Source organism: Pseudomonas sp. PA15(2017) (assembly GCF_001945395.1).
In the GTDB taxonomy this organism is placed as follows: Bacteria; Pseudomonadota; Gammaproteobacteria; order Pseudomonadales; family Pseudomonadaceae; genus Aquipseudomonas.
Map to the genome: position 1 here is coordinate 125,900 of NZ_MSXV01000020.1, position 11,031 is coordinate 136,930.

Below are 11,031 nucleotides of genomic sequence, written 5' to 3' on the forward strand. Positions count from 1 at the left end.
AACACTGTTTGCAAATCCCAAACAATCAGCGGTTGAGCAGATGGACCGATTCGACGCGATGCGCGCCTTCGCCCGGGTGGTGGAGTCAGGCAGCTTCACCAAGGCCGCCGACACCCTGCACATGAGCAAGACCAGCGTGACCCAACTGGTGCAGCAGCTCGAGGCGCGTTTGCGCGTGCGCCTGCTGAATCGCACCACCCGCAAGGTAGCGGTGACCGCCGATGGCGCTGCCTATTACGAGCGCGTGGTGCGCCTGCTGGCCGACATGGACGACGCCGAGACCAGCCTGTCCGACGCCAGCAGCCAGCCGCGCGGGCGCCTGCGCGTCGACGTGCCGAGCCCGTTTGCGCGGTTGATTCTGGTGCCTTCGCTGCCGGCCTTTCATGCCCGCTATCCGGATATCCAACTCGATCTCGGCGCCAGTGATCGTCTCGTCGACCTGCTCGGCGAGAATGTCGATTGCGTGATCCGCGGCGGGGAAATCACCGATCAGTCACTGATGGCCCGCCGCGTTGGCGATCTGCGTTCCGGCGTCTATGCTGCGCCGGAATACCTGCAGCGCTGTGGTACGCCGCTGCACCCGCAGGAATTGGTCGACAGCCACCACCGCATCGTCGGTTTCAAGCGGGCACGGGCCGGCAAGCTGTTTGCCTACCGCATGCAGCGCGGCGCCGAACGCTTGGAGGTGGAGGGTCGCTACGTACTGGCGGTGGATGACGGCAATGCCTATCAGGCCGCCGGCCTGGCCGGGTTGGGCGTGCTCTGGCTACCCACTTACATGGCCGATGAGCATGTGCAGCGTGGCGAGCTGGTCGCGGTGTTCACGGATTGGCAGTTCGAGCCGATGCCCATGTACATCGCCTATCCGCCCAACCGTCACGTCAGCGCCAAGCTGCGGGTGTTCATCGAGTGGATCGTCGAGCTCATGGCGCTGCATGCGCCGGTGATCGACCGCAGCGGTCGCGGAACGACCGGGCAGAGGCGATCCTGTGTCCCGGATCGCAGCGGCGTTGCGGTAAACTACGCGCCCGTTTCGCCATGATGTTCGTCGCATGTCTCGACCCAAACGCCCTGCATTGCGTCCTTACCGAGTGGCCAAGGCCCCGCCCGCCGAGCCGCGGTTGATCGTGCTCAACAAGCCGTTCGACGTACTGACCCAGTTCAATGACGACCAGGGCCGCGCCACGCTCAAGGATTTCGTCGCCGTGCCCGGCGTGTATCCGGCTGGCCGGTTGGATCGCGACAGCGAAGGTTTGCTGCTGCTCACCAATGACGGACAACTGCAGGCGAAGATCGCCGACCCCAAGCACAAGCTGGCCAAGACCTATTGGGTGCAGGTAGAAGGCGAGCCCAGCGCTGAACAGCTGAAGCAGTTACGCGACGGCGTGCAGCTCAACGATGGGCCGACGCTGCCTGCCGAGGCGCGGCAATTGAATGAGCCCGAGCTGTGGCCGCGTAATCCGCCGGTACGCTTTCGCAAGAGCGTGCCCACCAGTTGGCTGGAGCTGGTGATTCGCGAGGGCCGTAACCGCCAGGTGCGGCGCATGACGGCAGCGGTCGGCTTGCCGACCCTGCGCCTGGTGCGCGTGCGCATCGGTCCCTGGTCCCTGGAGGGTCTGCAGCCGGGGGAGTGGCGCGACCTGTCGCCGCGCCTCGACTGAATCGGGCGGCTTAGCCGTCGTAACCTGCCTTGATCACGCTGATGCCCTTGGTCAGCACCTCGCGCCAACCTTGCAAGGTGGCCGCATCGGCTTGCCGGTCGTGCTCCACGATGGTCTTGAGCAGCGCTTCCAGCCACAGATCGTAGAGCTCGGGGCGAATATCCATGGCGTTGCGCGCGTGGGTGCAGCCGAGGGCGCGCAGCTTGGTGTCCGGCATGCCGCGGGCGTGCATCACCAGGTTGAGAATGCCCTGGCGCAGCAGCAGCTTCTGCGCGGCCATGTCGGTATTGATGAATTTCTCGCGCACGGCCGGTGAGCTGGCGAGGAAATGCCGGTAGAAGTCATCGAAAAAAGTTGGGCTGGCACAGCAGCGTCCGTAACTCTGCATGACGCGATCAGTGGCGTTCATGTATTTCTCCATGGGCAGCAGACAAGACAATGCGGCGGGCGCCGCGATTCTTTTGTAGGCTTCAGACGCCTTTCAGGCCAGCGATGACCAGGCTCTTGATGAGAAAGCCGAGTACGCCCAGGCCCAGGGCGAAGAACAGGATGAAGGTGCCGAAGCGGCCAGCGCGGGACTTCTTCGCCAGATCCCAGACAATGAACGCCATGAACAGCACCAGGCCGCCGACCAGCAGGGTCATCATCAGCTCTTCGAAAAACTCGGGTTCCATCCTGACCTCGGCGGCGATCCATCGGCTGCCGCCCAAGGGTGGGCGGCTAGGCACAACAAAGATGTGGATATTACAGTGTTGCTGGTCGGTAGGCGTAGTTGCCCGATGGTCTTAGAGCCTGTTCAAAGGCTCGCGTGCGCATGAAGCGGCAACCACAAGGCAGAAGCGGCCATTGATGAAGTGCCTGTGGGAGCGCGCCATGCCCGCGATTTTTTGCGCGCATGGCCCGCTCCCACAATGGATCGGGGAAAGGCCGCTCCCGCCACTTAACTGCCAGAATCGGCGAGCCTGGGCTGGAAGATTGTGAACAGACCCTAGCCGCGCAGGTGCTGCAGGGGCAGTTGAGTGCTGGAGAGGATCTGCTGCAGCACGAAGCTCGAGCGCACGCTGGACACGCCATCGATCCGGGTCAGGGTGCCGAGCAGCAGCTTCTGGTAATGATCCATGTCGGGCACTACCACCTTGAGCTGGTAGTCGGCGTCCATCCCGGTGACCAGGCAGCATTCCAGCACTTCCGGGCATTTGCGGATTTCTTCCTGGAAGTGTTCGAAGCGTTCGGGCGTATGGCGATCCATGCCGATCAGTACATAGGCGGTCAGGGTGAGCCCCAGTTGGCGGCGGTCGAGCAGTGCGACCTGGCCAGTGATATAGCCGTCATCTTGCAGTTGCTTGACGCGGCGTGAGCAGGGCGAGGGCGACAGGCCGATACGCTCGGCCAGTTCCTGGTTGGACAGCGTCGCGTCGCGCTGCAATTCGGCGAGAATATTCAGGTCGTAGCGATCAAGTTTGTTCATGATTAACTGGTTTCGTTATATGATTGCTGTTTTGTTGTGTTTGACGATTTATTATTGCGCAATTGGTTGTCTGGTTAGCAATGTTAGCAATCTTTCGTCGCAGCCGTGGGCGTAATCTTTACCTCAGTTTCACGGCCCGGACGAAACGTCCACCCGGCTCGCCCAACCAGGGGAGCTGGCGCCGCCGACCCTACCGGGTCGTCACGGCACCCGGGTCCGCACTGCCCAACCAGGCGGGCGACGAAAGCGGCGACAGAATTGCCAGCACAGGACATCTACGAGAGGGGAGGCCGAGAGGTCTCCCCTTTGTTCTTTTCGGACCTCAGTGGTTTTGACAGCAGGATTCCCAGTGCTTTTTCTTCGACGTCTGGCCGATGCCCGGGTTGAAGGCATTGGTCGGGTCCAATTCACGGTAGAAGTCCGTCAAAGCCGGTTTGGCGACGTAGAGATGGCCAACATTGTGCTCGGCCGGATACTCGGCGCGGCGCTCGTCGAGCAGCTTCCACATGGCGTGTTCCATGGCGATCGGATCGACGCCCTTCTTGACGATGTAGTCCTGGTGGAACACATGGCAGAAGAAGTGCCCGTAGTAGAGCTTGTGGATGATCTGCGCTTCCAGGTGCGCCGGTAGCGTTTCCACCCAGTCGCGGTCGTTGCGACGCAGGGCGATATCCAGGGCGAGAATGTCCTCGACGCTGCCGGGGTGCGCCTCACGGTAGCGTATCGCCGCGCCGGCAATGGCGAAACGATGCAGAAAGGCCTTGCGGCCCTCGTCGGCGTCGCACTCGAAAAAGGCCCTGGTGCTGGCGCTGCCGAAGTACTCGGCGAGAAAACGCCGGGTTTCGTCCAGGCTGTCGTTGGCCACGCGAATCATCAGGTGATGTTCGAAGCGGTCGCGGTACTGGCGCATGCGCGCCGGCAGGTGGCTGGGTAACAGGTTCATGGCCAACTGGATGATGCGGTCACTGACGCCGCGCAGGCCGAAGCGCTCGAAGAAGCCGTCCACCCTGCTCTTCAGGGCGAAGGCCGCCGGCACTCGGGCGGTGCCGAAACGGTCGATCAGCAAGAAGGTGTCCTTGCCGTACCGCTCGCCGATGTCGAAGGCGGTGCGGTGAATGTATTCGCCGGCGATCGGCAGGCTCGGCAGCCGATTGAGCAGGTGGCGGCGCACCTCGGTCAGGTCGTCCGCGGCGTTGGTGCCGATGTAGAAGACCGTACTCGGCTCCTTGGGGAAGGTGTCCAGGCGCACGGCGAACAGGCACAGCTTGCCTGCCGAGCCCGAGGCTTCGAACAGCCGTGACGGGTCGGCATTGAAACGTGCCGGCGTGTCGGCGTCGACATCGCGTACGTGCTCGCCGTAACGCTGGTCCGAGGCTTTGCCGGCTGCCTCGTTGCTGACCTGGTGCGGGCTGTAGTCGCCGCGCTGCAGGCGAGTGAGGATTTCCTCCGGGCTGTTGCCCAGGTCGATACCCAGGTGGTTAACCAGCTCCAGGCTGCCGTCTTCCTTCACCTGAGCATAGAGCGCGAGCTCGGTGTAGGCCGGCCCACGGCGTACCAGCGAGCCCCCGGAGTTATTGCACACGCCGCCGAGCACCGAGGCGCCGATGCACGACGAGCCGATCACCGAATGCGGCTCACGGCCGAGGGGCGCCAGGGCCTGCTCCAGGCGGTCGAGGGTGGCGCCGGGCAGGCATATCACCTGCGCGCCGTCGTTGATCAGCTGTACGCCGGTGATGCGCAGGGTGTTGATCAGCACGATTTCGCGGTCGTAATCATTGCCGTCCGGCGTCGAGCCGCCGGTCAGGCCGGTGTTGGCCGCCTGCATGATGACGATGCGGTCGGCGGCCACGGCGGCTTCCAGCACCCGCCACTGTTCCAGCAGGGTGGCCGGGCGCACCACGGCCAGCACGTTGCCCTCGCCGGTACGGTGGCCCTTGCGAAAGCGTCGGGTGCTTTGCCCGTCGGTGAGCACGTGGTCGTGGCCGACGGCGTCGCGCAGTTGTTTGAGCAGGCTGTCGCGGCTGATCATCTCAGAGCTCCCGAACCAGTGAATCAGCGCTGATCTGGTCGATAGATCTGGCGCCGGTCAGCACCATGGCCACGCGCATTTCCTTGTCGATCAGGCTCAGCAGGTTACTTATCCCGGCGCCGCCTGCGGCAGCCAGGGCATACACGAAGGCGCGGCCGAGCATCACCGTATCCGCGCCGAGGGCGATCATGCGCACCACATCGAGCCCGCTGCGGACGCCGGAGTCGGCGAGAATCTTCAGGTCGCCTTTCACCGCGTCGGCGATGGCCGGCAGGGCGCGGGCACTGGACAGCACGCCATCGAGCTGGCGGCCGCCATGGTTGGACACCACGATGCCGTCGGCGCCGAATTTGACCGCGTCGCGCGCATCTTCAGGGTCGAGAATGCCCTTGATCACCATCGGGCCGTCCCAGAATTCACGAATCCACTCCAGATCCTTCCAGGAAATCGACGGGTCGAAGTTGGCGCCCAGCCAGCCGATGTAATCAGCCAGCCCGGTCGGGCTGCCGCGGTAGGTGGAGATGTTGCCCAGATCGTGAGGCTTGCCCATCAGGCCCACGTCCCAGGCCCAGGCCGGATGGGTGAAAGCCTGCAACATGCGGCGCATGGCAGCGTTCGGCCCACTCATGCCGGAGTGGGCATCGCGGTAACGGGCGCCAGGGGTGGGCATGTCCACGGTAAACACAAGGGTAGTCACGCCCGCGGCCTTGGCGCGCTCCAGGGCGTTCTTCATGAAGCCGCGATCCTTGAGCACGTAGAGCTGAAACCACATGGGGCGGCTGATGGCGGGCGCCACCTCTTCGATCGGGCACACCGACACGGTCGACAGCGTAAAGGGGATGCCCTTGTCTGCCGCTGCCTTGGCGGCCTGCACTTCACCGCGGCGCGCGTACATGCCGGTCAGGCCGACCGGGGCCAGGGCCACCGGCATCGACAAGGTTTCGCCGAACAGCCTCGTTTCCAGGCTCAGCTCGGCCATGTTCTTCAGCACGCGCTGGCGCAGGGCGATGCTTGCCAGGTCTTCGACGTTGCGCTTGAGGGTGTATTCGGCATAGGCGCCGCCATCGATGTAGTGGAACAGAAACGGCGGCAGGCGCCGTTGGGCAGCGGCGCGGTAGTCGGTGGAGGCAGAAATGATCATGGGCTCTATTCCGTGTCTGGGCTGGCGCGTCGCCGCGGCAGCGACAAAGCCCGGACACTGTCGCGGGCTTTGGGTGTGTAGCACGCCCTGGAACAGGGCGCTGCGTTTTGCATTCAGTGATTCTGAACAGCGCGTGGCCGCAGGGCCGACGCGCAGCTGCTCGTACCTCAGTGCACCAGCATGCCGGTCAGCCAGTACGCCTGCGCCAAGGTGATCAGGCCGACGAAGGTGGCGAAGATCAGGCTGTGCTTGAGCGTGAAGCGGAACAGGTCGGATTCCTTGCCGACCATGCCGGTCGCGGCACAGGCCACGGCGATCGATTGCGGTGAAATCATCTTGCCGGTCACGCCGCCGCTGGTATTGGCCGCCACCAGCAAGGTGTCGCTGACGCCGATCTGGTGCGCCGTGGTGGCTTGCAGCGAGCCGAACAGCGCGTTGGACGAGGTGTCCGAGCCGGTCAGGAACACGCCCAGCCAGCCGAGGAATGGCGAGAAGAACGGGAAGGCCGCACCGGTTCCCGCCAGCACCAGGGCCAGGGTAGTCGACATGCCGGAGTAGTTGGTGACGAAGGCGAATGCCAGCACCATGCCGATGGACAGGATGGGCCAGCGCAGTTCGTAGAAGGTTTCCTTCAAAGTGGTCAGACCATTTATAAGAGTGATCTTCAGGACCAGCATCGACAGGACGGCGGAGAAGAAGATCGCAGTGCCGGTCGCCGAGATCGGATCGAGCTTGAAGACGGCAGCGATCGGCGTCGGGTTGGCGACGATGGGGGCGACCTTCACCACCAACTGATCCAGATGCGGGATCGGCAGCATGAACACCAGGTGATCCAGCGTGCCGCCGGTGGCGAACAGCGCCTTGAAGGGTTTCAGCGTCCAGACGGTGACCATGGCGGTAAGAATCAGGAAGGGCGACCAGGCCTTGAGGATCTGCGCGAAGCTGTAGGGCGACGGCGTGGTGCTGCGCGCACCACCGAAGCCGCCGGCCACCGCAGCGCCACCGGAAGTGCCGGCGACCTGGCTGTCGGCAGCGCGCTTGGGCTGCCAGACCTTGAGGAACAGGGTCAGGCATACCAGGCTGACCAGCGCCGAGGTGATGTCCGGCAGCTCCGGGCCGATGTAGTTGGAGGTGTAGTACTGGGTGATGGCAAAGCTCACGCCAGCCACCAGCGCAGCCGGCCAGGTTTCGCGGATGCCTTTCCAGCCGTCCATCATCGCCACCAGCCAGAACGGCACGATGATCGACAGGATGGGCAACTGGCGACCGGTCATGGCGCCGATCTTGAAAGCGTCGATGCCCGTGACCTGGCCGGCGACGATGATCGGGATGCCCAGGGCGCCGAACGCCACCGGGGCGGTGTTGGCGATCAGACACAGGCCGGCTGCATAGAGCGGGTTGAACCCCAGGCCGACGAGCAGGGCGGCGGTAATCGCCACCGGTGCGCCGAAGCCCGCCGCGCCTTCCAGGAACGCACCGAACGAGAAGCCGATCAGCAGCACCTGCAGGCGCTGGTCATCGGTGATCGACAGCACCGAGCTGCGGATGACTTCGAACTGGCCGCTCTTGACGGTCAGTTTGTAGAGGAATACTGCCGCAACGATGATCCAGGCAATCGGCCACAGGCCGTAGGCGAAGCCGTAGCCGGCAGCGGCCAGGGCCATGTCCACCGGCATGCCGAAGGCGGCGATGGCGATGATGATCGACAGCGCCAGAGTGATGCTGCCCGCTACATGCCCTTTGAGGCGGAATACGGCGAGGGCGAGAAAGAAGAAGACGATGGGAATCACGGCCGCGAGTGCGGACAGGCCAAGGCTGCCGAGCGGCGTGTAGAACTGTTGCCATGTTTGCATGGGGAGGCTCGCTGATTGTTGTTGGTATCGCCTGATCGCGAGCTGCTGGTGATTCACCGAATGCAGAGCAGTTTTGCGAACGGATTCGTTATTATTGGTAAGACCAATTTACAATTGGCGAGCGCCAGAATAATTTCTTTTGCTCGGGTGCGTCAATTTGCGCCGTTGCGACTTTGGTCGCAGTGGGCGCCGAACAGCGCTGCGCTTGTGGCGCTAGATGCCACTGGGTAGGCTGCACGGATTTTCGGCAGCCGGGCGATCTGGCGCCGTCTGCGGGGTGCGTGGAGTGTTGAAGCAATGAACTTTGGTCCGCTGCGCCAGAGGCGTCTGTCAGACGATATCGTCGAGCGCCTCGAGGCCATGATTCTCGAGGGCACGCTCAAGGCTGGCGAGCGGCTGCCGGCCGAGCGGGTGCTTGCCGAGCAGTTCGGCGTGTCACGCCCATCGCTGCGTGAAGCGATTCAGAAGCTTGCAGCCAAGGGCCTGCTCACCAGTCGCCAGGGTGGCGGTACCTACGTGTGCGAGAACCTGGGCTCGACCTTCAGTGACCCGCTGATGCACCTGCTGGAAAGCAATACCGATGCACAGCGCGATCTGCTCGAGTTCCGGCATACCCTGGAAGGTTCCTGCGCCTACTACGCCGCATTGCGCGCCACCGATGTGGATCGTCAGCGTCTGAGCGAGGCGTTCGAGCGTCTGCAGGATTGTTACGGTCGCGCCGGCGAGGTGACACGGGCGGAAGAGGGCGCAGCGGACGCCAGCTTTCACCTGGCCATTGCCGAGGCCAGCCATAACGCCGTGTTGCTGCACACCATTCGTGGGCTGTTCGACCTGCTCAAGCGCAACGTGGTCACCAATATCGGCGGCATGTATGCCCTGCGTGGCGAGACCCGCGGCATGCTCAACACCCAGCATCGCGCCCTGTACGAAGCGATCATGCAGGGGCGTGCCGAGGATGCGCGCACGCTGTCCAATCAACACATCGATTACGTGCAGGAAGTGTTGGCCGATGTGTTGCAGCAGGAAGTGCGCGAGCTACGTGCGCAGCGGCGCAAGGGCCTCTAGAGCGGCGCGGGGTTCAAGGCAGTTGAGATGAAGGGCAGGGCGCTGCTGTTGGTGGAACCGCAGTTATTCGTCCTTGCCCTTGCTACGCATGGCGCGCTGCACTTCGCGGTCGGCATCACGCTCTTTCTCGGTATGGCGCTTGTCGAAATCCTTCTTGCCCTTGGCCAGGGCGATCTCGCACTTCACCAGATGCTGTTTCCAGTACAGCGACAGCGCCACGCAGGTATGGCCCTTCTGCTGTACGGCACCGAACAGCTTTTCCAGCTCGCGACGATTGAGCAGCAGCTTGCGCGTGCGAGTGGGGTCGGCAATGACGTGGGTGCTGGCAGTCTTCAGCGGCGTGATATGGCAGCCCATCAGCCAGGCTTCGTCGTCCTTGAGCAGGACGTAACTGTCGACCAACTGGGCCTTGCCGGCACGCAGGCTCTTCACTTCCCAGCCGGCCAGCGCCAGGCCGGCCTCGAAGCGGGACTCCACGAAATAGTCGTGCATCGCCTTCTTGTTCTGGGCGATGCTGCCTTGCGGGTGTTTCTTTTGTTTAGCCATAGGCGGCGCATTATAGGGAGTCAGGTGACGGAGCGCCATGCAGGCGCGTCAGGCTCTGTGCGAAAAGTACCTGCGTTCGGTGATACTTCGTTGGAAAACGACTAGTGCGAGGCCAGTCGGCCTGCTCATTGATAGTAAAACCCCACGTCCTCATCGATATTTGCCTCGCCTGAGCTTCGCTCGGAAACGCCCCGTACAGACCCTGAAAGCGCTGTGGCAGCCGTGCGCTTGAGCCCTCAGGGCGAATCCCCGACAATATTGGGATACTCGCTTCGGGTTGATGTCTGTTGTAAGAGCATCAGCCCGCGACATCGCGCTGCTGCGATGTCGCCAACCGTGGAAATTCAATTGTTATGAGTACTCACATCCAGCGCTCGGCCTTGCTCCCTTACCCGGCCCAGGCTCTCTATGACTTGGTCAACGATGTCGAGCGTTATCCCGAGTTCCTGCCCTGGTGTGCGTCGAGCAAGGTCATCGAGGCCAGCGAGGCGCACATGGTCGCCAGCCTCGAAGTCGCCAAGGCCGGGCTGAGCCAGCGCTTCACCACGCGCAATGTGCTGGTGCCGGGGCAGTCGATCGAGCTGAACCTGGAAGACGGCCCATTCGAGCACCTGCATGGCCAGTGGACGTTCAAGGCGTTAGGCGAAAAGGCCTGCAAGATCAGCCTCGATCTGACCTTCGACTACGCCGGCCCGATCGTGCGTGCGACCTTGGGGCCGCTGTTCAATCAGGCCGCCAACACCATGGTCGATGCCTTCTGCCAGCGCGCCAAGGAGCTCCATGGCCAGTGATCGGCTATCGGTGGAGGTGGTCTTTGCCGCGCCTGACCGGCAGAAGCTGATCACCCTGCAATTGCCCGCGCACAGCACGGTACGCCAGGCGGCCTTGCAGTCCGGGCTGCAGGCGGATTTCCCGGGGCTGGATCTGGCTAAGGCGCCGCTGGGCCTGTTCGGCAAGGTGGTGACGTCGCCCGAGACGCAAGTGCTGGAAGATGGTGATCGCGTGGAGATCTATCGGCCGTTGCTGGCCGATCCCAAGGAGGTGCGCAAGCGCCGCGCTGCCCAGGCGGCGGAGCGGGCGAAACAGCAAGGGGGCGCTGATCGGCGCTAGCTGGCACGTTCCAGTGGGCAATGAAAAAGCCCCGGCGGGGCCGTAATGCTGTTCACTTAAGCGGAGCAGCCTTACGATCCACTGGATATCGGGTTTTGGAAATCTTCACCGTCCTGGTTCTTCCCGGCCTTGGACGGTGATCCAGAAACATCCCTCCG

11 protein-coding genes and 1 pseudogene are annotated in these 11,031 nt (G+C 63.3%); 5 read left to right on the forward strand and 7 right to left on the reverse strand.

Translation table 11 applies throughout. From position 1 onward, the window contains the following. Window positions 1-40: 40 nt before the first annotated feature. Together BVH03_RS07695 and BVH03_RS07700 are read left to right on the forward strand one after the other, a co-directional pair. Window positions 41-943 (forward strand): annotated as a pseudogene (locus tag BVH03_RS07695) (LysR substrate-binding domain-containing protein); the annotation flags it as partial. A gap of 148 nt (window positions 944-1,091) precedes the next feature. Next, a complete protein-coding gene (locus BVH03_RS07700; protein WP_168175602.1) occupies window positions 1,092-1,661 on the forward strand; it encodes a pseudouridine synthase in 570 nt (189 codons plus the stop codon). A gap of 10 nt (window positions 1,662-1,671) precedes the next feature. Here BVH03_RS07700 and BVH03_RS07705 read toward each other — a convergent pair whose 3' ends face one another. The 6 genes from BVH03_RS07705 to BVH03_RS07730 form a co-directional block, all read right to left on the reverse strand. After that, window positions 1,672-2,070, reverse strand: a complete 399-nt coding sequence (locus BVH03_RS07705; RefSeq protein WP_075960616.1) for a globin — start codon at window positions 2,068-2,070, stop codon at window positions 1,672-1,674. 61 nt (window positions 2,071-2,131) lie between these two features. Next, a complete protein-coding gene (locus BVH03_RS07710; RefSeq protein WP_075960617.1) occupies window positions 2,132-2,335 on the reverse strand; it encodes a DUF2788 domain-containing protein in 204 nt (67 codons plus the stop codon). A gap of 314 nt (window positions 2,336-2,649) precedes the next feature. Further along, window positions 2,650-3,129 carry an Lrp/AsnC family transcriptional regulator gene (locus BVH03_RS07715; RefSeq protein WP_027903635.1) on the reverse strand — a complete coding sequence of 160 codons (480 nt, stop codon included), beginning with the start codon at window positions 3,127-3,129 and terminating at the stop codon, window positions 2,650-2,652. 322 nt (window positions 3,130-3,451) lie between these two features. After that, entirely contained in the window at window positions 3,452-5,158 is a 1,707-nt protein-coding gene (gene dld, locus BVH03_RS07720) for a D-lactate dehydrogenase (protein ID WP_075960618.1), read from the reverse strand. Between the two features lies 1 nt (window position 5,159). Next, complete coding sequence (gene lldD, locus BVH03_RS07725; RefSeq protein ID WP_075960619.1) at window positions 5,160-6,299, reverse strand: FMN-dependent L-lactate dehydrogenase LldD; 1,140 nt, start codon at window positions 6,297-6,299, stop codon at window positions 5,160-5,162. A 167-nt stretch (window positions 6,300-6,466) separates the two neighbouring features. Beyond that, entirely contained in the window at window positions 6,467-8,152 is a 1,686-nt protein-coding gene (locus tag BVH03_RS07730; RefSeq protein WP_075960620.1) for a lactate permease LctP family transporter, read from the reverse strand. A gap of 297 nt (window positions 8,153-8,449) precedes the next feature. On the opposite strand from BVH03_RS07730, the gene BVH03_RS07735 reads away from it, so the two are divergent. Further along, entirely contained in the window at window positions 8,450-9,217 is a 768-nt protein-coding gene (locus BVH03_RS07735) for a GntR family transcriptional regulator (protein WP_075960621.1), read from the forward strand. Between the two features lie 63 nt (window positions 9,218-9,280). On the opposite strand, the gene smpB is transcribed toward BVH03_RS07735, so the two are convergent. Continuing rightward, complete coding sequence (gene smpB, locus BVH03_RS07740; RefSeq protein ID WP_013792693.1) at window positions 9,281-9,763, reverse strand: SsrA-binding protein SmpB; 483 nt, start codon at window positions 9,761-9,763, stop codon at window positions 9,281-9,283. Between the two features lie 353 nt (window positions 9,764-10,116). Between smpB and BVH03_RS07745 the strand changes: the two genes are divergently transcribed. Both BVH03_RS07745 and BVH03_RS07750 read left to right on the forward strand, forming a co-directional pair. Then, the gene (locus tag BVH03_RS07745; RefSeq protein ID WP_075960622.1) at window positions 10,117-10,554 is read left to right on the forward strand and encodes a type II toxin-antitoxin system RatA family toxin; all 438 of its coding nucleotides are present in this window, start codon (window positions 10,117-10,119) and stop codon (window positions 10,552-10,554) included. Continuing rightward, on the forward strand, window positions 10,544-10,873 hold the full coding sequence (locus BVH03_RS07750) for an RnfH family protein (RefSeq protein ID WP_075960623.1): 330 nt from the start codon (window positions 10,544-10,546) through the stop codon (window positions 10,871-10,873). Before BVH03_RS07745 ends, BVH03_RS07750 begins: the two co-directional genes overlap by 11 nt. The last annotated feature ends 158 nt before the right edge of the window (window positions 10,874-11,031 follow it).

Excerpts from the sequence above, each read along its gene's own strand:
- BVH03_RS07705 (WP_075960616.1), bottom strand. The coding sequence starts at position 2,070 with ATGAACGCCACTGATCGCGTCATGCAGAGTTACGGACGCTGCTGTGCC.
- BVH03_RS07710 (WP_075960617.1), bottom strand. The coding sequence starts at position 2,335 with ATGGAACCCGAGTTTTTCGAAGAGCTGATGATGACCCTGCTGGTCGGC.
- BVH03_RS07715 (WP_027903635.1), bottom strand. The coding sequence starts at position 3,129 with ATGAACAAACTTGATCGCTACGACCTGAATATTCTCGCCGAATTGCAG.
- dld (WP_075960618.1), bottom strand. The coding sequence starts at position 5,158 with ATGATCAGCCGCGACAGCCTGCTCAAACAACTGCGCGACGCCGTCGGC.
- lldD (WP_075960619.1), bottom strand. The coding sequence starts at position 6,299 with ATGATCATTTCTGCCTCCACCGACTACCGCGCCGCTGCCCAACGGCGC.
- BVH03_RS07730 (WP_075960620.1), bottom strand. The coding sequence starts at position 8,152 with ATGCAAACATGGCAACAGTTCTACACGCCGCTCGGCAGCCTTGGCCTG.
- BVH03_RS07735 (WP_075960621.1), top strand. The coding sequence starts at position 8,450 with ATGAACTTTGGTCCGCTGCGCCAGAGGCGTCTGTCAGACGATATCGTC.
- smpB (WP_013792693.1), bottom strand. The coding sequence starts at position 9,763 with ATGGCTAAACAAAAGAAACACCCGCAAGGCAGCATCGCCCAGAACAAG.
- BVH03_RS07745 (WP_075960622.1), top strand. The coding sequence starts at position 10,117 with ATGAGTACTCACATCCAGCGCTCGGCCTTGCTCCCTTACCCGGCCCAG.
- BVH03_RS07750 (WP_075960623.1), top strand. The coding sequence starts at position 10,544 with ATGGCCAGTGATCGGCTATCGGTGGAGGTGGTCTTTGCCGCGCCTGAC.